Here is a 24,264-nt window from a genome sequence, read left to right on the forward strand (position 1 = left end):
AAAAAGAATAATTTAATAAATGTTTTTTCTTTCAGACACAAAAAGGCCGCCGCCCCAATAAAGCAAACCCGCTATAACTATTGCTAACGTCAAAACTATTATTAAATTATTCTTTTTAAAATTCATAAAGTATTAACTTTGTTATTTATAAAACCTGCCTGATTCACTAAATCCTCATAAAAACCAGCAAAAAAGAAATAAAAATACAAGAATACAGGAATATAAAAATAAACGAAAAGCGGTATTCTTGTATTTTTATATTCTTGTATTTTTATTATACCACCAAATAAAAAAAAGGCAAACCCTATTAAGTTTATGGCAAACCAAAAAGGGCCCCGGTAAAACCGGAGCCCTTTTTATTCAATCTATCTTAACAATTAGTCAACAAATATCACCTGATATGAAGTATTCGTTGCATCCAATCCGCTTACTTTATAACCATTATACCATTGCGCGGTTGAGGTGGCGTAATCCGAGTCATAAGAACCATCAGACCAAACAAAGTGCGCCGTAGAAGAAGTAATTGCTTGAGAATCAATCAAAATATCAGTGCTAGTCGGAGCGTAATAAGTATTTACATCAGCAGGAAAATCTACTTTACCTTTAGCTTGCGTGGCGTCGCCAAGGGGCGTAATAGTGATATTATCATCAGTTTCAACAGCATCTTGCTTAGCGGTCATCGTAAGCTTGAAGGTGTGCGGCGCCGCTGTGCTAATCCTTCTACCGACTTCATCAGAGGCATCTAGAGCGCTGTCAACATAGAAACGATACTGGGTGTGAGGCTCAAGATTTTCAGCCGTCGCATTAGCATTATCTAATACCGTACCCGAATCTTCTGTTATGTCATACCACAAGAAGCTAGTCGCCGTGGCAGTAGTGGTCGCTACATCAAACACTACGCTGAACAAAGCAATATCACCGCCAGCGGTATCAGCCGCTACTTTGAAGTAATAAGCGGTCTTTGTTTCCCCGGCGCTGCTGGACAACTGACTGCCAGTGCCGCTAAAGGAACCGGAAGAATTAGCTCCATAGAAAGTAACAATCGGCATGCCTTTTCTCAAGTATAAGTTAGCGCCAACCGGCAGATTAATGCCTGTGCCTCGAGTCGCTAAAATCTCTGAGGAAGCATCGCTCTTGCCCGCAACATACGAACCGCTGGTACTAAGAGCGCCGGAAATCCTAAATCCAACCTGATGCCCGGAAGTGGCAATCGTTGCAGTTACTCTAATCGGATTGATAGAAGCTCTGACATACAAATCTTTATTCCCGTCTTTAGGCACTATAAACTTGTTAGTCGCGCCTGACAAATTCTGAATCAAGGTTGATGTCGCGCTTACTGCATAACCGTCGGCACTGCCGTAAACAGTGCCAGCGCTGTCAGTCAAATAAATCCGGTCTATATCGTTTGGAGAATTGTCAGCCGAAGCGCCGGAGCTTGTGGCATTATATTCAAGAGCAATCTTATCAAGCGTGATATCCTCATAATTCGCCTTTAAATTAAAGACCGTGATTACTTGGCTGCTGCCAGGAACTATCAAACCAGCTGCTGGAGTGTTAGAACTGATATTAACTGTTAAGGTGCCGCCGGTTGAAATATTGAATCGCTGCCCAATTCCAGTATATGTTTCTGTTATATCCGTGGCTGAAGTAACGCCAGTTACTACTATGCCAGTGGTAACCGCTACTAGAAACGTATCTGAAGCTCCGCAGTTATTACTGACGGTTGCTTTAAGTTGAGCGGTAAATGATCCGCCAGCCGGAATATACAAGGCATTAGCGCCAGTAAGATTAAAGTCAGCCGTATCAGCAGTTGCCGCGGTAGTTTCATCAAACTCACTTACTGAACTGCTGTCATCAACTATTTCGGCGCCAGCCGCTACTAAACTGCCGCTGGAACTGCCCACTCTAACAGTGCCTTCTTTCAAGAATAATCTCAAGTTCTGCAATTCATTCGCTGACGCATTTGCCGGTGCGGCGGCGCTGGCTCTTATCTTAGTAATTTTTACATCTTCGCCGGAATTTTCCGCGCTAAAAGTAACTTCTGCTACTGCAACAGTATTGCCTTTAACAACATACTCGCCAGTCATAGGAACCGTAGCCGAATTGGTAACAGCTAAAGCGCCTGGTTTCACTGTTCTAACTTTAGCGTCTGTTTGCGCGCTAGCCGGAGTTTCAGCAATCGGCTGATTAGTGAGCTCGCCCTTGCAAGTCCAGTTGCTGGCCGAAGTCGCGTCAATACCCATTTGAATCGTGTCATCAGTGGCAAAATCAGTAGACAAGTCCGCTTTCAGGGTATAAACATGGGTGCCAACCAGGAAAGTAATCGTATCGGTAAATGATACCGAATTGTCTCCCGTTGCAGCAGCGTCTGCAACACCATCAACCGCGCTGGTAACTGCCGCGCCATTCTCATCATAAAGCGTAACATTAGTCAAATCAGTCCCAATAGCGCCAGTTGTAGAAGTGGTAATATCAATATCAAACTTAGCAGTGGTACAAATTACATTCTCGCCAGTGGCTTTAATTTCCCAAGTGCCAACAACCACGCTAGTTTTTCCTTCAGGCACATTAGCGGCCTGGTCAGCGCCAACTCCAAAACTCAAAGAACCTGCGCCAATAGTTACTGTATTGCCTGGATCCCAATATGCGACTGCGGTTGTGGCGCCCGGATAATCCGGCAAATCATAAAAGCCGTATTTTTGGCCCTTGGCTTGGATATCAATCCGGTCATAAATAGTAAAGACAACAGTCCTGCCGGAACCGCCGGCAATATCGCCGCGCAAACTAAATTCTTTATTCTTGCCCTTGGCAATAGCTACCGGATTAGCAGAGATGTCAAAAGTAACTACGCCGCTCACCATTGTACCATCAGCATATTTAGCTCCATCAACTAAAAGTTCCAAGTTCGCAAGGTCAGCATCAGCGGCCGAACCGGTAGCATTAGTAAATTCAATCAATGAAATATCAAAAGCTTCTATTGAGTCAACAGCTACTTTAGCGGAAATAAAGATATAATCCTCTGTACCAACATTCTTGGTGGCTGTGCCATTTGGGTCATCAACACCGCGTGTTACAGTAACCGCGCCAATAACCATTGTGTTATTCATTGTCATATCATTGCCAGCAACCGGCAAAGCGCCGTTTACAGTCGCTGAAGTAACAACTGCTACCACATCAAGACCAACTACTTCTCCAGCTTGCAAAGTGCTGTACATATTAGCCGCGATTGTAATAGTCCTTGTGGTTCCCGCGGAAACAGTGATATTATCAGAACGAACCTGATGATCCGAGTTAAAGCTCTTTTCATTGCCTAATTGTTTACTGCCTTCAAGGAATACTACACTGCTGATATTAGAATCAGAAGAAAGACCAGTTCTTTCTACTTTCAAACTAACAACAACATTGCCGTCAGAAGATGCGGTTAAGTTAACTTTAGTAAAAGCTACCCGAGCCGCATTCTTTACAATGGTGGCCGAAGCCGGCGTATCGCTAGCTAAAGCAATAGTTAAACCAGTTCCAGTAGAAGGAGTAACAACAGCGCCTGCGCCAGGTGTTACTAAAGCAGATTCACTGCCGGTAACATTAGCGCCAAGAGTATAAGCGGAAATATCAGTTACTGTAATAACCGGAGTAACATTAGCATTATACCGATTAGCAGTATAAGCCGCTTCTGAAGCAAATTGCCTTAGTTGGCCGCCAGACACCAAATATTTATTACCGCCGTATTGAACCGTAGTGCCATTTGGATAAGTAGCGCTGGAATCAAGATTAGTGCCCAAGCCATAGTCAAACTTAGTCAAAAGATCATCAGGCACCCAAGTAACATAAACCCAATCCGGGTCGGTAAACAAGGCCTGATAAACTTCGGCCGAGAAGATTGGCCGCAGTTTGCCGCCTTCTACATAGAAGACGCAACTGGCTTCTTTGCCTTGCAAAGAGCTGGAAGTGCCGCGGAACATAGAACCATCCCTAAAAGGAATAGATGTCCCATCAGTATATGAAGCTAAATCAGAAGCACTAACAGTTTTGGTAGTGTTAAAATCTGAAGGATAGCCCCAGGAAAGATATACATTCAAGTGTGGAAAGACTCTTTTTTCTGAACCAGAGATTAGATAAACCGCCGCGCTATCAGCAGTTACCACTAAATCTCCGTCAACAATAGTCGCGGCTGCTACCGGAGTAACAGACGCTAAACTCATTGTTGCCAGAGCCAAAGCCACACAACTAAACAAAATCTTTTTTATCATGATATAATTAATTCCTTTAAAGAAACTAAGAGCGTTTGATACCGTCATAATTGCCCCAGTCTTAATTGACTTTAATAGACTCTTATAATTTAATCTCCCGCAATTCTTAATTTCTTCTAATTAAGTTTAGCATTCTCTAAACTTCTTTTTAAAAGAAGCTCGACCTTTTAATTAGTTAGGAATGCTTTTATTATTAAATAACTTTTTATTTTTATTTATTGATTCCTCCTTTGTAAAAGAGGTCGACCTTTTAATATATTTAATATACTTTATGGATTAATAATCTTCTTTATCTCTTTTTTTAACCCCGGCAGGTCATTCTTTATTATTTGCCAAACTTCTTCTGCGTCTATGCCAAAATAATCATGGGCAATAATATTTCTAAAATCTTTTATTTTAGACCAATCAATATAATTGTATTCCCTTTTAAATTCTTTGCTTAATCTTGAAACCATCTCGCCAATAACTACGAAGTTCATTACCGAGGCATCAAAATTTCTTTTGTCGTTATAAAAATCATCAGCATTATCAAGAACTTCAGTAAATTTTTGAATTTTGTCCAAGGCCTCTAAAATTGAAATCAAATTGAGTTTATCCTTTTCACGCATATAAAACTTCTTTCGAGATATAATTAGCAAAATAGGGTTTTAAATACTTTTCTCTGCCTATGTCCACTTCCTTATCCAAACTTTCTTTTATGTATTTCCTTAACTCTTTTTTTGTATTAAAAATATCGGGAACGGTTCGCTCTAACTCAATTAAAATATCAATATCGCTAGCTTCATCTTGCTCATTTCTTGCATAAGAGCCGAATAAACCGATTTTTGTTACCTGAAAATTTTCCCTAAAAAATTTTTTGTTCTCTTTCAAAAATTTTAATATTTCTTCTTTGGTAAGCATATTTCTGATGTTAAGAATATAATGGATGAGTTAGCTTATCATAATCCCAAACCCCCGTCAACACCGCTATAACCCAAAAATTGGTCAGCTGTCAAACATCCTAACTTTCCCTTATTATAACCCATTTTTAACAATTTAGTCAAATCTAAGGAGCAATTTTCTTGGTTTTCCAAATATTTCCTTGAATTTGGCTATCATTAGCAGAATTATCCTGAATCAGACCCCCATAAAAATCAGGCTCTTTGGTCCCGTCTTCCTGCGTCTGTGGATAAGTTTTAGGAGACTCCGGAACATTTATATTAATATCTTCTGCTTCTTCTGGCGCCAAAATAGGTTCCTTTGGAACTTCTAAAGTATTCTGACTGTCTGTTTTCACGGCTTCAACGGTCGGCGCCTCTGCCTGGGCCGGCATTGCTTCTGGAACCTCATCTGCTGAAACTGCCTCTTCTGCTTTTTCTGATTTGGGATTAGTCAACTCTTCTATTTGAGAAGTGATGCCATTGCTTTCTTCAATACTATCTAAAGCCATTTTCAAATTCTTTTTAGACAAAAATCCCCGCGCCTGTTGCAAGAAAATTTTAGCAGTCTGCAGTTGGCTGCTGGTTTCTAACCGCAAACCCTGACCATCGCCAATAATCGACTTAGTACCTAAAGCACCCTTGCCGATTTCACTAATAGCCAAAGAATCAATTCTTTGCTCAAACTTTTTAATTCTGCCTTCTATCCTGGCGATTAAATCCTCGTTTTCTTGGGTTCCGCCTTTGGCAACCTGCTCTTCCACAATTATCCCCAGAGCTTTAAAATTAATGTCATTCAAAGTATTTAAAGCCGCTGAAATGGCAGCTTCAGCCTGGACCGGAATTTTATCAACAAAAGCTTCGGCTAATGACTTTTCAAATTCTAAAGTCTTTTCATCTACCATTTTAGCTATTTTCACCATTTGAGAAGAGTTCTCCGGTTTACTTCCTATCTCCTCGAGCCGTGTCTGCACTTTGGTTATTTCTTGATGAAAATTTTCTACCGCCTTCTGGCTTCCTTTTGTATCCGCTTCATCAATCTTTTTAACAATAGTATTTAATTCCTGAAGCCGACGGCCCGCAAAATCAAATTCTTTTTTCATCTTGTTTGATGTATTCCTTGTTAAACTAATCTGGGCCCGCTCATTAGCGATTTTTACTCTATAAAACAATTCCCCGGGAAGGCTATTTTTAGCGACTTGGGCCGCAAAAACAGAACTAGCGCCAACAACCAACAAAACCAGCAATGCGGGCACATAAGCGTGCTTCAGACTGAAAACATAGTTGCTTGCAATCTGTTTTAAAAACAAAAATCCGCCGGTTTCCTCGGGTGAACGGGTATTAGAATACGCCCCCACCTGAGCCATAAGGTCCTGACGCAAATCATCGCGCCAAGCCTTATTGGGCTGGATATTCTCCAGTTTTTTAATTCTTCTGATTATTTGATTATCTTTCATTATTTATTTAATTTAATTAAATTTATTATTAGTTTATTAATTTATTAATTTATTGGATGTTTCGCTGCCTTGTTTTTATTAGTCTATTGAATAAAACAATAAATCAATAAACTAAAACTAATAAACTAATCAAACCAAGTGTTAGCAAACTTATCTCACCATCTTCTCTATCTCCCCCCTAATATCCTTAATCGCCCGATGAATCATTGTCCGCACCGCTCCCTCTGATTTGCCTAAAATTTTCGCTACTTCTTTGATAGAATGCTCCTCAATATACCGTAAGACTATTGCCTCTCTGGCCTCGCCTTTCAACTTTTTAAGAACCTGCTCAACCTTGGCGAAATCATCAGTGATTTCCAGTTCTTGGGATATTGTTTCCTGCTTAGCTATGGCCCAGTCTAGAGGCACTTCTTGAAGCTTTCCTCGATACTTATCAACAACCTGATTTCTGGCAGTGGCATAAATCAACGCCTGAATACTCTCAATTTCGCGGCCGGAAAGAATATATTCTAAAATCTTTGTGAACACTTGGCTGGTCAAATCCTCGGCTTCTTGGGGGGTTTTGACCTTGAAATAAATAAATTTATATATTTTGTCAATATACTCATCATAAATCTGGGCAAATGCTTCTGCATCGCCATTTTGCACCTTGCGGATGAGTCTTTTCTCTAAAAATTTCACTCTCATTATATTAGACGAAAAAAAGATAAATTTGTTACAAAAAAATTAAATTTGAGCTAATGTTAGCTAATTTTAAGATACTTAATTTTATAATAACAAAAAAATTAAGGTTTCACAAGGATACAACTATAAAATAAAGATGTCTGATAAAAGACGTTGGATATCCTGTAGGACATCCAACGTCTTAACCAAACTGTAGATAAGTTCGCCAGTTAAGAAAGTTGAAAGGGAGATTTATATTCCAACAATTTCTTAATTTGGACATCTGATAAAACTTTAGCCTCTCTTAAAAAAGAAACCAACAAATCAAAACGCTCTTCTTCTTTTCTATGAAGTAAAATTATTTCTCCTTTTAGGTCAAATAATTTATTGTCTATGTATTCTTTATTAGGCAGCCTTGCTATATCTGTATCAACTTGATCAAGAGCCGGCATAATGTTGTTCTCCAACAAATTGTTAATATCCGCCACTAAATCCTTTCTTAAAGTCTTTATATCACTCTTGAATTCCTGCCTAAGTTCTTTGCTGGTAGTTTCTAGGCCACTCTTGAATTCCTGCCTAAGTTCTTTGCTGGTAGTTTCTAGGCCAGTTCTGAATTCCTGCCTAAATTCTTTTCTAGTTTTTTGAGCTTCAGCTCCAACTATTTTTTTAATTTGTCCTAAGTCTTGTTTGTTCATAATTTTATTGTACCTTTATTTAGAAATAAGTCAAATTTTATTTTTCAATCACATCTCCCCCAACTTCACTTTCACCACCTTTTCCGTCTCGCCCCGCATAAAAAAGAGCTCTATCTCATCTCCGGGCAAATACTGCTGAATGAGCTCGGTTAAACTATAGCGGCCATTGACAATATCATTATTAACTTTGCTAATTACATCAGCGTTCTTAAGGCCAGCCTCTCTGGCCACGGTGCCTAAACCAGGCGTGCCATAAAGCAAAGCGCCTTTTTTATAATCTTTAAACCTGGAATTAACAATACCAGAAGCGCGTGCCAAATTCAAATACTCCACCCCCAGCTTGGGCCGCCTGATTTCTCCAAACTTTAGAAGTTGATCTATGGCGCTTTTAAAATAATCCACAGAAATGGCTGTGTTAATCAATTCCTCAATTACTAAGTCTGATTCTTCCTCTGTGGTTCTGGCCTCTAAACTACGCAAAACGCCAACCACTGAACCGTCAAAATTTATCACTGGCCCGCCAGCCAACCCAGGGTCAAAGTCCTTGCCTAATAAAATGAACTCTTGAAGCTTTTCTGCAGACATAATTAGATCTTCTGAAATTTTAATATCCTGATATTTAATGTCATTAACATAGCTCACTTCTAAAGCCTTTGAATCTTTCAAAACCAAAATTCTCTCGCCAGAAGCAACTTCTTCGGCTAACTTAATCACAGAAAAATTTTTGCTAGCGCTAGCCAACTTTAAAAAAACTAGGCCCGTAAGCGGGTCTTCCACTATTTTTTCAATAGAATAAGTCTGGTTGTCAGAAGTGACCGCCAAATATTCTTGACCTGCCTCCGCTACCCCATTCACTGTCATCACCCAGCCATCATTAGTTAAAATTGAGCCCCGGCCAAGCGCCTTCTTGTCCAAATTAATCTGGTCAATGACATTAAGGCTGCTAACGTCTTGCTTAGAAAAAATTTTAACCAACTGGGGCCCCAATTGTTCCATTAGCTCGGTAATGTGCTCATCCTGGGTAATAGTAATCTCCTCCCGGGTTTGGATAGTAATTTCCCGTTTTGGCAGCCTTTCACTTAAATCCCAAGTGGCGACAAAAGGAATAGTCAATTTTTGCGAGGTTAAAATAAAAAGGCCTCCCAATAAGCCGCATAATAAACTTAAAACTACACACAAAATCAGACAAATAACTATGGTCTTAATGCTGATTTTTGACGGCACCTGCAAATGATTAAAATCATTGGCATTATACACCTCATCAATAATATCTGAATTCCTTTCTTCTTTATTAACTTTTTCCTTTTGTTTAGACATGAATTGCAAAATGAAATATAAAAATAAAATAATAAAATAATAAAAACTCATCTCGTCCCGTTTATTTTTATATTTTTATATTCTTGTATTTTTATTATACTACATCACCAACGGGCTGTAAATAAAATTATTGCTAAAGCAACAACCCCCCAGACCAAGCAGCGCTTAACCACCCCGCTTTCAAAAGTATTTTGCAAACGCGCCCTAATAATGTTTGTAATCCCGTAATAAACTAAAATTAGAAAAAAACCATTAACATAAAAACTGGTTGGCAAATAAGAAACTACCCAAAAAATCTCCAACAAAACAAGAGCGGGTATTAAAATATATAGCCTGGACTCGACCTGACTCCTATGAATCAGGGCGGCAACTTTTTGTTGCAAACTGTCCGCCAAATCAACTGCTTGCGGGGTAGCCCTAAAAGCTTCGCAAACCCAATAATTTTGATAACTCATGGCCAGCATTACCAGAAAAACTAAGGGCAGTAAAACCCAAGCGGCAACCTCAAAAAAAACATTTATTGAATAGACCCCGGAAAAAAACAAAAAAAGAGATAACAAATTTGTGTAATGAAAAAGGTTGTCCAACGAATAACTAAAAAAGATTTTTCGATCATAAAAAAATCTAAAGGTGTTTTCCAGAATTATACCCAAAATCACTGCTATCATAGCTATTAAAAAATGCTTCAGAAAAACACTTTCCGAGATAAAGAAGATAAAAAAAATTAAAGAAGAAAAAATGAATAAAAAAGGCGATAATAAAAACCGCCAGAACTTCCTGTTTATTTTCTTTGTTGAAATTAAAAAAGTGGCGCCAAAGACTAGAATCAAAACGAAAGCGCCTAAAATCCAAATCAAACTTGGTTTAGCTAAAATTAGCTCAAAACTGAGCAATACCAAAAGTGAGGTAATAAGAGGAATAATACGGATGAATACGATTGACATAAACTTCATTGTCTCATTGTTACATTGTTAAATTGTTACGATATCACTTGGCCCATCATTCCTCAATACTAAAACAACGAAGCAATGTAACAATTTAACAATCCCACACCAGCCAAAGCCAATAGATAAGCTGATAGTTTACTCCTTTTTCTCTATTCCCACGAGAAACTCGTTAGAGTATATCTGCTCGCCCTTGCCCTCGCCATCTTCATAATACAACGCTATTCGCAAACGACCCGAAAGAGCCCTGGGGTCTCCTTCGCCGCTCTCGCCACATTTTTCTACTCTTTCAAGCAAAACATTGTATATTTTATTCTCATTAATATTTAGGATTTCTTCATTAATAAACTCACTCGCCTTTTCTGGCTCACAGTCTTTAATCTTATAAACTGAACAGTTGTCCGGGCTTTTATAAAAAACGATTTTCGATCCGTCAAATAAAAGTCCAACCCCGCCGCTTAGCCATTCGCTAGTCTCTTCATCATATTCCTCAAGCCGCATGATCACTGGCCGCAGGCAAAGAGAAATCGGGAAACTATAATGTAATTCCTCGGCAACATTTTTTTCTAGATTTAATTTAAGTTCATCGGTGCTCAAGTATTCTTTTTTTTCAGTTTTAATAACCGCTTTCCTGCCGCTAGCAGCGCAAGAATGGTCCAAGCAGGCTGGCTGAGCAACATCTAAAAAGCACTGCTCATCGCATTCTTCACAACGACGTTGGTATCGAGAAACCATTTTCTCTAATTTTCCCTGCTCAAGATTACTATTAAAAAATCCCTGGCAATCAAAACTACAACCAGTGTCAACCCCAATAGAGCAATCAACGGCCAAGTCGCAGTATCTATTTTCGCTGATCTCAATCTGAATTTTCTTGTTTAATTTTTCACACCCGCTAGTCGTGAATGGATATTGCCAATAACCGATAATGATAGCAATAATAATCAATCCTCCTATTACGATGAGAATTTTTTTGGTCATAGGGTGATGTTGAAAAGTTAGAAGCGTGGGATACTATATATTATCTGTAAGGTGACTGCTGGAAAATCCAAGAGTTAATAAAGTAAATACAGTGGTTAATAAAGCTATTGTTAATAAGGTTAATAAAGTGAATAGGGTTAATAAACCTAGTGAATTATTAACTTTATTAACCACTGTATTAACTACTTTATTAACTTTTATCAAGTTCTCTCCAAGATGCGCATCTTCAGATACATATTACCAATTTACGGCTCACTGTCAATGCCTATTCTTTATATCCGGAAAACGCTTTTAAAATTTCTAATGGAATTGTGAAAACAATTGTATTGGATTTATCAGAGCTAATGTCATTGATGGATTGCAGGGTGCGCAAATGCAGAGCTCCGGGACTTTCTGATAGTATTTTGGCGGCCTTGCTCATATTATCCGCGGCTATTACCTCGCCCTCGGCTTTGATTATGACAGCGCGTTTTTCCCGTTCGGCCTCGGCTTGCTTGCCAATGGTTCTTTTCATTTCTTCCGGAAGAGTGACATCTTTAAGATCCACATTATCAACTTTGATGCCCCAAGGATCAGTGGCGACATCAACAATTTCACGGATACGGTTTGAAATTTGGTCGCGATTTGATAATAACTCGTCAAGAGTAACTTCGCCAACAACATTTCTCATGGTTGTCTGGGCTAATTGCGAGACAGCGTAATAAAAATTTTCAACCTCAATTTCCGCCTTGGACGCGTCGCTAACTTTATAATAAATCACGGCATTAACCCGGACCGAGACGTTGTCTCTGGTTATTGCTTCTTGGTCCGGCACATCAACCGCTTTAACGCGCATGTCAACTTTTTTCATGCGCTGAAAAACCGGCCAAACAATTCGCCAGCCAGCGCTTTTTGTGCCGGTGTATCGCCCCATGGTAAACATTACGCCTTTTTCGTACTGATTAATTTGGCGCAAGGAGGCGATAATGAAGACGACTATAGCGATGATGATGTAGTAGGTTGTGGTCATAGGGTTTTATGTTAACAATTAGTAATTGAGTAATTGAGTAATTAAGTAATGTGGTAAATTAGTAATTTTATTGGGCTATATGCTAACTATCAAAACAAACAAAAGGATCCCTAAAATGCACATTGTCAGTAATGAAAATCCGATAGTTATCAAGCTCTGCTTTAACTTCTTTTCAACAAAAAACAAATAAGTGGGATAACCCATAACTAAGAGCGCGGACACGGCAACGCTAAAAACAAAGACGGTTAAAAATAGCATTGGAATTAAAAATGCTTGGTTGTTTGGTTGATGAAAATAATGGTTAATTGCGTTGCCAGCGGAAATGAGAACTAAAATATACAAGACCTCTAAAAGCCCGCCTAAAATGCCATACTTGATATATTTATTTTTTGATTCTTCTTTGTGAAACAAAGACATTTTTGGGTTTGGTTAAATGTTAGTTTATTTGACTAATATTAGCATAAAATAACTAATGTGCTATTAACAAAAAATTACTCCAACATATCACTTGCTTCCCTGCTCCTCTTATATAAATAAATCACCAAATTAATAAAAAAAGCAATAACCACTCCGTAAAGCACTGCCTCGCGAGTCACGTTCTCCCCTTCTCCGAGCCATTTTAAGTAAAAGAGTTTATTCATCCAAGGCGCTTCCTTGGGGTACCACCAAAAAAGAGAATCATCCGGCAGCCAGGGCATTTCTTGTTTAATGCCGGCCAGGACAATCCAAAGCCAGTAGCTCAAACTTTCTAAACCGCCAGCCGCCCAAATACCAAGCATCACTAAATATTTCCAGCCCCACCTGGTTTTCCACATTACCAACAACCCGCTTCCCAGACCAAATAAAACCCCAATAATCAGCATAGGATAGACTAGATTAATATCTTTCCAATACCAAGGAACTGCCAGCCAGTTATTATTATACAAAGCAACGATATTGCCCTTGATTAGGGCGTCGATTGCGCCAAGGAATATGATGTGGAGAAAAGAGATGACGAGAATCATAATTTTAGATAAGTTTGATGGTATGATAGTTCATTATATCAATATAACATATATTATGACATAAATTTCATAAATTTACTGTTCCGCTAAACTACTGGCTTCTATTTCAATCCACCCTTCCTCTTCCTCATCCCATTTGTAAGCATTCATAAATTGCACAACCTCGTCTTCGCTATATACATAATCCACCCGCATATCGGAACCAGCGCGGTTTGAATATAAAGTATGTTTATCTAAAACCTTCGGTTTAGTGGTCCGTTCCAGTTTCATTTTGCCTAAAGGTCCTGTAAATTCAACACGCTCAATTTTGCCTTTGACAGGATTATTATGTTTATCTTGGCCAATTTCAATATCCTCACAGCTAAGTTCTGCTGGAGAAAATTTTTCTTTAACCATTGATATTATGTTTTGCCATCTTTCGTCGTTCATAGATTAGTCACTGGTAATTAGGCACTTGCTATTTTTGTTTTACTGTAGATACAGCCACAATAGTTCTGCCGATAAAATCCCTGCCTATCGGCTGTCTCACACGCACACTTAAATCCGTCGCGCTTTTTAAAATCCGCTTCCAAGAATTTAATGCCGTATTTCTTAACCAATTTTACGCCAATTGGATTAATAATTTCAGCTTTTTTGTGGGGGCTGGTGGTTAGGGTGGTGCCAAAAATATCATATCCTGATGGCAAGGTCAAGGGACCTTGCCTACCTTTTTCTGGATGGGTCAGGTCCCTTGACCTGACCTCGCACGCAAATCTTGCAGTTTCTTCTAATCTCATTGTATAACACTTTATGCATCTTTGTCCACCTTCGGGCTCTGTTTCCAAACCCTTAGTTATCTTGAACCATCTCTCTTTATCATACTCACCCTCAATCATAGGGATACCCAATTTCTTACAGTATTTTTTCACATCAGCTAATCGTCTCTTATATTCTTCCATAGGATGAATGTTGGGATTATAAAAATAACACGCCACCTCGTGCGTGTTTTTTAGTTGCTCAATGACGCCGGCCAGACAAGTGGCGCAACAGGTGTGGAGAAGGATTTTCATAAAAAAACTAAAAAATAACTGTCATCGCGAGGAAACGACGAAAGGAGCGACCGAAGCAATCCCGTAGATTTACTGTGGACATTATTACTTTTCCCTGTCTACAGGATATCATCGGGATTGCTTTGCTCTTTTTTGTCTTTACTATCTGCCTTGTCCTTCTTTTGACAAAGCCGCCATGGCTTGGCATATCCTACTGTCGCTCGCCCAGAACCTAAGCTTAACGCATGGTTCAGGGCTCGCAATGACATTAAGTACCACGCACCAATATATCATTTGCCTTGCCCAATATCATTTTTGAATTTTCATGCGTTGCTCTTTCCACTGCTTTTTCATACGACAACCAAACAAGCTCGCAATGTTCGTGAGAATCCGGTGGAATTGCGGCTTGGTCGGTTTTGCTCTCTACTAAATAATATATTACTTCTTTATGCACGGTCTGTGTTTTGCCAGCTGGTCCTTTTCTCCTAAAAAAATACTCGTCTTTGCTAAGGATATCACCAACAAAAACAACATTTCTTAATCCTGTTTCTTCTTCAACTTCCCGAACCACCGTTACTTTCACTTCTTCGCCAGCTTCAATATGACCCTTGGCAAAGCCCCAATATCCTGGTTCACCCGTGGCTTCGGAAATATAGCGGAGGAGCAAATATTTAATTGTTTCACCGGCGCGATGAAAAATCACGGCACCGGCACTATATTCTTGAGGCACACTTTAATATTTATTATTTATATATTCATTATTTACTATTCAAAAAATTATCGTATTACGTAAATCGTGAATCAAGAAAATTACTCATGTATAATCACTGGCGTCCCAATTTCTGCCCAGTTATATAATTCTTCCGCCGGTCCAATCCCCAACCTAATACAACCACCAGAAACTTTTTGACCTAAGCTATTTTCACCCTCTCTGGCTCCATTGGGCCAAATCGGCAATTCGTGAAAACCTAAATTCCAGCCTTTTGGACTCTGATAATATTCCATCCAATAAGGCATCCAAAGATGGCAGATTTTTGACCAGGCCTTTAAATTTTTACTTAAAATTGAAAATTCGCCTTTTGGCGTTTCATAGCCGCTGCGGCCGGTTGAAACTATATTTCGGCCCAACAACAATCCATCTTGATAGTATGACAAATTTTGTTCTGATAAATCAATTTCTACATATTTCTCTAAATCTTCCCTGCCAACCGGCGTATAATTTGGAACTGATAAAATCTCTTGATCAATATTTAAATTATCAAAATTCCCAATAACAGACTGGACTCCGCCCCGAAAATTGGAATCAAATACAAACAATTCATTCATTAAACTACCATAACCATCAAAAACACGCAAATGCGGACCAGCCAAGCGTCCGGCGCCAACAATAATTTCCTCTCTGCCATCACCATCTTTATCCTTGCAAGCCAGATTAATACCGCCAAAAAAATCATCTCCATACACCATAAATTCATTAATCAAACTCCCATCAGCCCGAAAAATCTTCACCCAGGGCTTCTCGCCTTTGCCGCCAGCCACAATAATTTCCGAAACTCCGTCCCCGCCCAAGTCAACGGTTTCTAAATCAAAATCTTTTTTTAAATCAGAAACTATAAATCCGCCACCCAAAAAATTACCTTCTTTGGCAAAAAAGTTTATACTAACACCCTTATTAGTCAGACAACCAGTGATAATCTCATTTTTACCGTCGCGATTTATGTCGCCACAAGCCACTTTGACGCCAGTCTGGCTCTGCTCATCACCAGCGAAAAATCCAACTGTAAGTTTTGGCTGACCATAACCATTAAAAACTCTAACATGGGGGCTGCCTCCAAAACCCGCGCCAGTAATAATTTCATCTTTAGCATCCCCGTCTAAATCGCAAGCTGTAATATTAACTCCGCCCTCAAAATCTTCCCCGTATGCTAAAAACCGATTAATTTCTGTGCCATCGACTCGCAGAATATAAACCATTGGCCGATTATACTCGCCGCTAGCAATGGCGATTTCGTCAATGCCGTCGCCGCCTAAATCAAGGCGGGTGATGTCAAAACTTGAAAGATTACCCAGGGGATGCTCGCTTAGTAAGTTTAAATGAGAATTAAAAATTTTTATTTGGGGCGTGAAAGCGGCCAAAACAAAATTATTCGGCAATATAAAAAAGAAAACAAAGATAATTAACAATATTTTATTTTCTAGTCGTACTCTTGACATTTATGTTACTTTACGATAAGTTATTGATATTGTTCACGATGTAAAACTTTCTACTAACCGAAAGGAGAAAAAAATGGCCGAGGTATCAGTAGTTAATACTATAGGTAAAGGGAAGGCATGGGCTTCTATTTGCATTGAAGGCAACTTAAGTAAGGCGAATTTAAAAAAAAGAGCCATGGAGTCCGTAGGACTGTCTCCTGAACTTTTAAGCCACCTGTGTGATATTGAAGTTAGGGATGTCAATAAATATCTAACAAGAAGGATTGCTAGTGACTGTACGATATTTATCGTAAGCTCAAGTAAACCTAGTGAGGGCAATCCTTTCGACGACCTTTTTGGGGATTTCTTCAAACGATGAATTGAAAACAGGCAACACTCAAAACAAGGAGGAGAAATTAGATATGCAAGCAAAAATAAGGGATTTTTTAAGGGGTGGAAAAGGAGAGGTTACCATTCGTTTTGATGATAAAGATTTAGCAAGGTTACCATGCGATTGCGAGTATGACCCCGCCTTATGCGGGAAAGACGGCAATGAAGTGCTGGTGGTAAGGAAAATTGAAGTACAAAGCGATGATGGCTCTTGGGAACCTTATCCAAGTGTAACTTGGCTTGACGGAGTTGAAAGTGAAGAACAGCTGGCCACTAAAGTTTTAGTCCAAAAGACCGACGAAGAAGGGTTTAACATTATGGCTTCAACCGATGGGGTTCCAGACGGGAAACTAATGTGTGAGGCTGAGGGGGCCGGCATTTATACGGAAACCATAGGCTGACAGAGCTGAAACTACTCTGTCGACTCTGCGAATAGCTCCTTGAACCTGGCAGGTGTGTGCCTAGTGCATGCGCTTGCCATTTTTTTTATTGTAACGGACAGCGGACTAGCAGCTGAAGCGAAAGCGGAGGCTGCGCTCGCGGTCAACAAGCGCGCCCTCCGCTATCGCTATGGGCGCTACTCCAACTCTGATTTCGGGCGCTACTCCGTCGTCGTAAATGCTAAATGAAAAATGTCAAATGAAAAATGAAAATATATAGCCAAGAATACACCCCACAGAAATCGGCGGCAAAGCCGGCACTGGCTTGCGCTCGGGCCGGGTTAGAAACACAAAATGAATAAAAGCCAGACCTAGTAAAGCGCCAACTATGATTAAGATAGAAGCTACTAAACTTTGACGCAGGGCCGAGACCGCGAAAATAATTGGGAAGGCTATATCCCCGGTTCCTAAAAAAATATGGTCTGGACTGGCTTGCGTCTGCGACATTCTGGTCGCTAAACCCCTCATCCTTTTGGGAATAATAATCGCAAAATAAACCCCCCGCTGAACCAATCCTTTAAACATGGCTACCATGTGCTTGGTTTTCCAAACTGCAATCATATCGTAGATTGAAAGAAAGATTAAAATTATAATCACATGGCTCGGCTTAACTGACAAGCCTAAGGCCACGCTGGCGCCAACAACTGCCAGGCTAAGCCCCAGGTTATGCGTCAGCACCCGGGGAAAAGCATAGCGCAGGAGTAAAATTAGGAAAGAAAAAATGGCTGATATAAATTCATCAAACCAGATGTTAAAAACAAAAAAGGAGCCAAAGAAAAGCAAAAAAACATAAAAAAATTTAAATGGCTTTTTACCTTTTATAAACTTGACTGCCAAATAAAGCGCTAGCGAAGCAACCAAAAAATAAATAATAAAATACCACCAGGTGATTGGCTCAACTGATTGCTGAACCAGGGCTTGCCTGCTTGCTGGCATTTTAGAAAAAGTCAAACCGCAAAACAGCCCAAAAATTTGGACGAGGAGGAAAAGGATGACTTCGAAAAAGAAGAAGTCTAGTTTTAAATTTTTTTTGTTAGACACGGATCTTTAAGAAAAATATTTTCATTTATCAAGGTTAATATGTGCATATCCATTCGTCCCTGACTATTTTGTTTCGTGTTATGCGCCTCGTGAATCATGATTAAGATATTTGCGGTTTTTAAGTTTAGTGGGCAAGTACTCCTGCTCCTCGTTGTAATCATAATCCGGTGAATATTTGTAGCCTTTGGAATAATCCAGCTCTTTCATAAGCTGGGTTGGAGCGTTTCTAATATGTAAGGGCACGGGCTCGTTTGGGGTGTTTTTTATGTCTTGCTTTACCTTTCCATAAGCAGTATATAATTCATTGGATTTTTTGCATTTTGCCATATAAACCACGGCTTGAGCCAAGGCAAGTTCGCATTCCGGCATACCAATAAAATGGCAGGCCTGATAAGCGCTGACTGCCTGGATAAGGGCTTGGGAATTCGCGAGCCCAATGTCTTCGCTGGCGAATCGCACGATGCGGCGAGCGATGTATAACGGGTCTTCCCCGGCTTCCAACATCCGGCCGAGCCAATAGAGCGCCGCGTTCGCGTCGGAACCGCGCATTGATTTATGCAGGGCTGAAATAATATTATAATGCTCATCCCCTGCTCTGTCATAAAGCAGATGGGTTTTTTGCAAGGCCTGCTGGATTTTTTCTTTGTTGATAACGATATATTCTGACACTGATTTTGAGTTGGACGCTTTTAGTAACGTTTGTCTTTGGCGCGCGCTCGGAGATCGCGCGCCAGCCGGTATTCCCGACTTAATTGCTAATTCTAATGCGTTTAAAGCGACCCGAGCGTCGCCGTCCGCTAATTCGGACAAATATTTTATAACAGCTGGCGAGATTTTAATTTTAAAATTTTTATAACCCTTTTCATCTTTGATTGCGCGTTTTAGAATACTTGCGATTTGTTCCGGCTCCAATTTGTTCAACACAAAAACCCGGCATCTTGAAAGCAGAGCAGAGATAATTTCAAAACTGGGATTTTCAGTTGTCGCTCCGATTAGAGTAAGGGTTCCGTTTTCAATATATGGCAATAAGCCGTCCTGCTGAACCTTATTCCAACGATGGATTTCGTCAACAAAGAGAATTGTTTTGCGGTTCTGGAATTTTCGGCTTTCTTGAGCTTGAATGATAACTTTCTGAAGCTCGCTTTTTCCGCTGTTGACGGCGGAGAGTTGAATAAAAGATGATTTAGTTATTTCTGCGATAATCCGCGCCAATGTGGTTTTGCCACAGCCGGGAGGTCCCCAAAAAATCATTGAGGGGACTTGGTCTTTTTCAATTGCCTGACGCAAAAGTTTATCTTTGCCGATTAACTCGTCTTGGCCCACGAATTCGCTAAATTTACCGGCGCGGATGCGGTCGGCTAATGGAGCGTCTTTTTGCAGGTTTTGGGAAAATAGGTCATTATTTATCATTTGGCATTTATTTATCATTCAGATTAACGGATTTATTCTAATATTTTAGAGTTAGTCATTCAACAAATTGATAATAATTTTTATTAAAACATCTTTTTCTTTTGGATTGCTTTCAGCTATTAAAAGCGCCAGCGCGGCTAAACCGTTATCATTTATTTTTCTTTCTCCGCTTTTACGAAAAAGATAATTATTTTTATCCAAAAAATAGACAAACAGAAATGAGCCAATGCGCTTGTTGCCGTCAACAAAAGGATGGTCTTTTATAGTCAAATACAAAAGATGCGCTGATTTTTCATCTAAACTTCTATACAATTCTTTTTTACCAAAGGTCTGGTAAAGATTTTTAACAACACTTTCAAATGAGCTGTTTCTTTCCATGCCAAAAATATCGCCGGCTTCTTTTTTGGCAATCAAATTTTTTCTCAACTCAGAAATTATGTTTAAACAATTTTGATATTCCAAAACAAACTTTGCCTTTTGGCCTTTTCCCGTTTTTAATTTATTTTTGTCGTATTTCTCTAAAAGCGACAAAGTTTTGGAATAATCCGCCAATAAATTTAAAATTTCTTTTTCATTGCCTTTTAGTTGCTTTTTTTCTGCCTGCCTTTGTAGAAAAGAAATAGTTGTTTGCAATTCTTGAAATTTATTTTGGGCTTCCGTAAGCCGTTTCTCGTTTATCGCATATCCTTTCAGTAGATAATTTTTCAAAACTCTTGTCGCCCAAATTCTAAACTGAGTGGCTTTTTGCGAATTAACGCGGTAACCAACTGAAATAATCATATCAAGATTATATAAATTCATTTTACGAAATTTTCCATCAGCGGCAACCTGTTCCAAAACGGAACATGTTGAATGTTTAGTAAGCTCACCTGTTTTATAGATGTTATTTATATGTTTTACAATTGCTGGACGATTCACGCCAAAAATTTGTGATGTTTGACGCGCGTCAAGCCATACAGTTTCTTCTTTTAGAAGCACCTTTAACTCAACCTCTTTTTTGGAGGTTTTGTAAATTATTATTTCACCTTTGTTTAATTTTTCAATTTTTCTTTTTTTTAACATAAAATTAGCTAATGCTTCAGATAATTTTTATTCACTTGCGCGTCCTTTGTGGGTTTATTTTAACATTTTGGGATTAAAAAATCCAGCAAAATAGCTGGAAACGATAATAAAATTGCGTTAAGCTAATTTTACGGGCTATGGCCTAACTAGTAAGGCGCGCGATTCGGGTTCGTGGGGTTGCCGGTTCAAGTCCGGCTACCCCCGGCCAATTCAGACATTTCAAATTTTCAGGAGAAAGAGTTTGCTCGCTCGCCTGACCGTCCGTAGCCGCCAGGCGAAGGCGGGGACTGCCCTTTTTTTCGGCGGAATTGGAGGCTGTATTTCGCAAAACGAAACGCGCCGCCAAAGAAGATGTTGCCCCTGCCTATCGGCAGGCAGGCTTGACCCGCCCAACCCGCGCGCGCCTGCTCGCCGTAGCTTTTTTAAATTCGCCATAGCCTTGCGCAGAGGCGATAGCGAAGGAGCGGGCAACGACAAGGAATTCCCTAATTTCGTTTGATTAAATCGTAAAAATTTCATATACTAACTTGCAGATAGTTAAAATTTTGTATGCCTGCTAACTATCATAGTAAAACTATACGAATATGTCAAACGAAAAAACCACAATCGGAGAAAACATAAAAAATACCGAAACAAGATCGGTATTTCTCAAGATGTCTTATCAAAAAGGGCCAACTTGGCTTTTCATACCATTGCCAAAATTGAAGCAGGCGCGACGTAAAACCCCACTATTGATACCGTTAAAAAAATCGCGGACGCGTTGGGCGTTTCGCTTGCTTGCCCTCCCGAATCATTAGCGAAGGAGGGATGAGTTAATAAAATAAAAATATGGCGATTTAATCACGCAACGGCGATAATTGAAGTGAAAATATAAATTTGCTTATTTTCAGATATATGCTAAAGTGTAAATATAAATAATCATACTTACAGATATGAAGCAAACATTCAAAGCGGGTATATATAAACAGCAACTGGAATATAAGAGTTTCAGTCCTTTTCCTATAAATAAATTGTTTGAATGGGAAGACAGAAAGGTTGGCATCTTGCTTGCGGAAGCAATGCGTCTTTTGGGCGAACTCAATGCCTATTCAACGCTTGTGCCTGATGTGGACTATTTCATTAGAATGCACATTGCCAAAGAAGCGACCACTTCTAGCCGAATTGAGGGTACTAAAACCGGGATTGATGAGGTCCTCTCTCCAAAGGAAGATATTCAACCCGAGCGCAGAGATGACTGGCGAGAAGTTCAAAATTACATCCAAGCGATAAACTTTTCAATCAAAGAACTGCATAATGTGCCGTTATCAATGCGACTCCTTAAATCCGCGCATAAAATTCTTCTGTCTGGCGCGAGAGGAGAGCGCAAGACACCTGGAGAGATTCGCGCGAGCCAAAATTGGATTGGGGGGTCAAACCTAAAGGATGCCTTTTTTATTCCTCCGCATCCAAGCGAGCTAGGAGATTTGCTCTCTGATCTTGAAAAATTTTGGCACAATAAGCAGTTAGATATTCCTCTTTTGCTGAAGATAGCAATGAGTCATTATCAATTTGAAACAATTCACCCGTTTCTTGACGGCAACGGAAGGATTGGCCGGTTGCTTATAACTCTTCAATTAATTGAGGCAGGGGTATTGCGTCGTCCGACACTCTATCTGTCGGATTTTTTCGCGAGGAACAAAGGGTCATATTATGATTCGCTCACCCTTGTCCGTTCATCAGATAATATAGAGCAATGGATAAAATTTTTTCTGTCCGGAGTCGTTGATACCGCGACCAAGGGAAAAGAAACCCTTGAGAAGATAGTAATTCTGCGTCAGAAATATGAGAAAAAAATAATGTCCATGGGCAGACGCGCTAAACTTGGACAGAAACTTTTGTTCAAACTTTTTTCACAGCCGATTATGGGAGTCAATCAAATCGCATCAGAACTCGACATTGCGTTTATAACAGCGAATCGGCTTGTAGAAGGATTTGTAGAAAAAGGAATTGTATCCGAAAAAACCGGTTTTTCAAGAAATCGGTCTTTTGAGTTGCATGAATATGTGGCTCTGTTTGATAAATAATTTTATGGCAAAAATCGCTATAAGCGCTCGCCATCTCGCTTGCTTGCCCTTCCGAAGCATCAGCGACAGAGGGATGAGTTAAGGAAATAGTTATGGACAAAAAATATCTAAACAAAATAATCAAGGCGATTGCCTAGAGGAATTAAAAAAACTGCCTGAAAAATGTCGGATTTAAAATTTAATAAATCAAATCTATGGAAAAACAAATAATCGTTAAATTACATAAAAACTTTGAGGATTGCGCCCATGAAAAAGACGGGGTGGAATTTTGGTATGCCAGAGAATTGCAGGGGTTGCTGGGTTATGAACAATGGAGAAATTTTGAGGGCGTAATAGAAAAGGCAAAAATAGCATGCAAAACCGCCAAGCAAAAGGTTTCCGATCATTTTGCCGACGCCGGCAAGATGATAGAAATTGGCAAGGGCGGACAGAGGCCAGTTGGCGATATTATGCTAACTCGCTATGCCTGTTATCTTATCGCTCAAAATGGCGATCCGAGAAAAGATGAAATTGCTTTTGCAATGACTTATTTTGCCGTTCAAACCCGCAAGCAGGAAATTGTAGAACAGCGATTGGCAGAGTGGGAGCGTCTGCATGCCCGAGAAAAACTTTCTATTTCCGAAAAAACTCTTTCTGGCGTTTTGTTTGAGCGAGGCGTTGACGGCCAGGGATTTGCCAGAATTCGCAGTAAAGGCGACCAGGCTTTGTTTGGCGGCTACAATACTCAAGATATGAAAAGCAATCTCGGCGTTCCGGAAAAACGGCCGCTGGCGGATTTTCTGCCGGGCGTTACCATTAAAGCCAAAGATTTAGCCACCGAGATTACAAGCTTTAATGTGAAAAAAGACCAAGCATTAAGAGGAGAAATGCCTATTACTTCCGAACATGTGAAGAATAATGAAAATATGCGGGAGATGCTTGCTAAAAGCGGAATTCATCCTGAATCTTTGCCGCCGGAAGAGGACGCGAAAAAACTTGAACGAAAATTAAAATCCGAGGATAAAAAATTGCCCAAATCAGTTAAAAAATTGAAAAAATAATTATGGCGGGACAAACCACAAAACGAAAAATTGATACCGTTAAAAAATCGCGGGCGCGCTCGGCGTTTCACTTGATATTTTAATTCACAGGGTAAAATAAAAATATGGCAAACAGCAATCTTACAAACGCAAAAAGGGCGAAGAACGATGAGTTTTATACGCAGTATGGCGATATTCAAAAAGAGATTGAAGCGTATTTGGAATTCAACCCTGATGTATTTCGCGGCAAGATAGTGTATTGCAACTGCGACGATCCGTATGAGAGTAATTTTTTTCGTTATTTTGTGCTTAATTTCAATAAACTTGGATTAAAGCAACTTATTACCACTAGTTATAAACCCTCTCCTGTAGCCAATACCCAGTTAG

Annotated in this window: 25 protein-coding genes and 1 tRNA gene; 6 read left to right on the plus strand and 20 right to left on the minus strand. The window is 39.7% G+C overall.

Features of this window, described 5'->3' with window-relative positions; translation table 11 throughout:
- Positions 1-377: 377 nt before the first annotated feature.
- From KKD20_03670 to KKD20_03750, 17 genes are all read right to left on the minus strand, one after another.
- Entirely contained in the window at positions 378-4,247 is a 3,870-nt protein-coding gene (locus KKD20_03670) for a hypothetical protein (protein MBU4332193.1), read from the minus strand.
- Between the two features lie 269 nt (positions 4,248-4,516).
- The gene (locus KKD20_03675; protein ID MBU4332194.1) at positions 4,517-4,855 is read right to left on the minus strand and encodes a DUF86 domain-containing protein; all 339 of its coding nucleotides are present in this window, start codon (positions 4,853-4,855) and stop codon (positions 4,517-4,519) included.
- Positions 4,848-5,147 (minus strand): nucleotidyltransferase domain-containing protein, encoded by a 300-nt coding sequence (locus KKD20_03680; protein MBU4332195.1) that lies wholly within the window; start codon positions 5,145-5,147, stop codon positions 4,848-4,850. The genes KKD20_03675 and KKD20_03680 overlap by 8 nt, the downstream gene beginning before the upstream one ends.
- Before the next feature lie 145 nt (positions 5,148-5,292).
- Positions 5,293-6,621 (minus strand): hypothetical protein, encoded by a 1,329-nt coding sequence (locus tag KKD20_03685; protein ID MBU4332196.1) that lies wholly within the window; start codon positions 6,619-6,621, stop codon positions 5,293-5,295.
- Positions 6,622-6,771: 150 nt separating this feature from the next.
- A complete protein-coding gene (locus tag KKD20_03690) occupies positions 6,772-7,308 on the minus strand; it encodes an RNA polymerase sigma factor (protein ID MBU4332197.1) in 537 nt (178 codons plus the stop codon).
- Between the two features lie 206 nt (positions 7,309-7,514).
- The gene (locus KKD20_03695; protein MBU4332198.1) at positions 7,515-7,979 is read right to left on the minus strand and encodes a hypothetical protein; all 465 of its coding nucleotides are present in this window, start codon (positions 7,977-7,979) and stop codon (positions 7,515-7,517) included.
- 48 nt (positions 7,980-8,027) lie between these two features.
- Positions 8,028-9,296, minus strand: a complete 1,269-nt coding sequence (locus KKD20_03700) for a S1C family serine protease (GenBank protein MBU4332199.1) — start codon at positions 9,294-9,296, stop codon at positions 8,028-8,030.
- 104 nt (positions 9,297-9,400) lie between these two features.
- Entirely contained in the window at positions 9,401-10,240 is an 840-nt protein-coding gene (locus KKD20_03705) for a hypothetical protein (protein MBU4332200.1), read from the minus strand.
- 138 nt (positions 10,241-10,378) lie between these two features.
- Complete coding sequence (locus KKD20_03710) at positions 10,379-11,218, minus strand: hypothetical protein (GenBank protein ID MBU4332201.1); 840 nt, start codon at positions 11,216-11,218, stop codon at positions 10,379-10,381.
- Between the two features lie 265 nt (positions 11,219-11,483).
- The gene (locus tag KKD20_03715) at positions 11,484-12,227 is read right to left on the minus strand and encodes a slipin family protein (protein ID MBU4332202.1); all 744 of its coding nucleotides are present in this window, start codon (positions 12,225-12,227) and stop codon (positions 11,484-11,486) included.
- A gap of 75 nt (positions 12,228-12,302) precedes the next feature.
- On the minus strand, positions 12,303-12,644 hold the full coding sequence (locus KKD20_03720; protein ID MBU4332203.1) for a hypothetical protein: 342 nt from the start codon (positions 12,642-12,644) through the stop codon (positions 12,303-12,305).
- 74 nt (positions 12,645-12,718) lie between these two features.
- Positions 12,719-13,231: a hypothetical protein gene (locus KKD20_03725; protein MBU4332204.1), complete on the minus strand. Its 513-nt coding sequence runs from the start codon at positions 13,229-13,231 to the stop codon at positions 12,719-12,721.
- A gap of 75 nt (positions 13,232-13,306) precedes the next feature.
- On the minus strand, positions 13,307-13,660 hold the full coding sequence (locus KKD20_03730) for a hypothetical protein (GenBank protein ID MBU4332205.1): 354 nt from the start codon (positions 13,658-13,660) through the stop codon (positions 13,307-13,309).
- Between the two features lie 17 nt (positions 13,661-13,677).
- Positions 13,678-14,274 (minus strand): epoxyqueuosine reductase QueH, encoded by a 597-nt coding sequence (locus tag KKD20_03735; protein MBU4332206.1) that lies wholly within the window; start codon positions 14,272-14,274, stop codon positions 13,678-13,680.
- Between the two features lie 104 nt (positions 14,275-14,378).
- Positions 14,379-14,528, minus strand: a complete 150-nt coding sequence (locus KKD20_03740) for a hypothetical protein (GenBank protein ID MBU4332207.1) — start codon at positions 14,526-14,528, stop codon at positions 14,379-14,381.
- On the minus strand, positions 14,528-14,989 hold the full coding sequence (locus KKD20_03745; GenBank protein MBU4332208.1) for an NUDIX domain-containing protein: 462 nt from the start codon (positions 14,987-14,989) through the stop codon (positions 14,528-14,530). The genes KKD20_03740 and KKD20_03745 overlap by 1 nt, the downstream gene beginning before the upstream one ends.
- An 80-nt stretch (positions 14,990-15,069) precedes the next feature.
- Positions 15,070-16,473 (minus strand): L,D-transpeptidase, encoded by a 1,404-nt coding sequence (locus KKD20_03750; GenBank protein MBU4332209.1) that lies wholly within the window; start codon positions 16,471-16,473, stop codon positions 15,070-15,072.
- Positions 16,474-16,546: 73 nt separating this feature from the next.
- Here KKD20_03750 and KKD20_03755 point away from each other — a divergent pair, with 73 nt between their 5' ends.
- Entirely contained in the window at positions 16,547-16,831 is a 285-nt protein-coding gene (locus KKD20_03755; GenBank protein MBU4332210.1) for a hypothetical protein, read from the plus strand.
- Positions 16,809-17,243, plus strand: a complete 435-nt coding sequence (locus tag KKD20_03760) for a hypothetical protein (protein ID MBU4332211.1) — start codon at positions 16,809-16,811, stop codon at positions 17,241-17,243. Before KKD20_03755 ends, KKD20_03760 begins: the two co-directional genes overlap by 23 nt.
- Before the next feature lie 234 nt (positions 17,244-17,477).
- Here KKD20_03760 and KKD20_03765 read toward each other — a convergent pair whose 3' ends face one another.
- From KKD20_03765 to KKD20_03775, 3 genes are all read right to left on the minus strand, one after another.
- Positions 17,478-18,323, minus strand: coding sequence for a hypothetical protein (locus KKD20_03765; GenBank protein ID MBU4332212.1), 846 nt, complete (start codon positions 18,321-18,323; stop codon positions 17,478-17,480).
- Between the two features lie 78 nt (positions 18,324-18,401).
- Positions 18,402-19,733: a replication-associated recombination protein A gene (locus KKD20_03770; protein ID MBU4332213.1), complete on the minus strand. Its 1,332-nt coding sequence runs from the start codon at positions 19,731-19,733 to the stop codon at positions 18,402-18,404.
- 51 nt (positions 19,734-19,784) lie between these two features.
- Positions 19,785-20,795, minus strand: coding sequence for a type II toxin-antitoxin system death-on-curing family toxin (locus KKD20_03775; protein MBU4332214.1), 1,011 nt, complete (start codon positions 20,793-20,795; stop codon positions 19,785-19,787).
- A gap of 131 nt (positions 20,796-20,926) precedes the next feature.
- Here KKD20_03775 and KKD20_03780 point away from each other — a divergent pair.
- The 4 genes from KKD20_03780 to KKD20_03795 all read left to right on the plus strand — a co-directional run.
- Positions 20,927-21,003 (plus strand) — tRNA-Pro (locus KKD20_03780).
- Between the two features lie 724 nt (positions 21,004-21,727).
- Positions 21,728-22,858 carry a Fic family protein gene (locus KKD20_03785; protein MBU4332215.1) on the plus strand — a complete coding sequence of 377 codons (1,131 nt, stop codon included), beginning with the start codon at positions 21,728-21,730 and terminating at the stop codon, positions 22,856-22,858.
- A 194-nt stretch (positions 22,859-23,052) separates the two neighbouring features.
- On the plus strand, positions 23,053-23,898 hold the full coding sequence (gene dinD, locus KKD20_03790) for a DNA damage-inducible protein D (protein ID MBU4332216.1): 846 nt from the start codon (positions 23,053-23,055) through the stop codon (positions 23,896-23,898).
- A gap of 104 nt (positions 23,899-24,002) precedes the next feature.
- Positions 24,003-24,264, plus strand: a 262-nt coding sequence (locus KKD20_03795; protein MBU4332217.1) for an adenine-specific methyltransferase EcoRI family protein, incomplete at its 3' end; no start/stop codon positions are given.

The organism is Patescibacteria group bacterium (genome assembly GCA_018896645.1).
Lineage (GTDB): Bacteria > Patescibacteriota > Patescibacteriia > UBA2591 > JABMQE01 > JAHIMF01.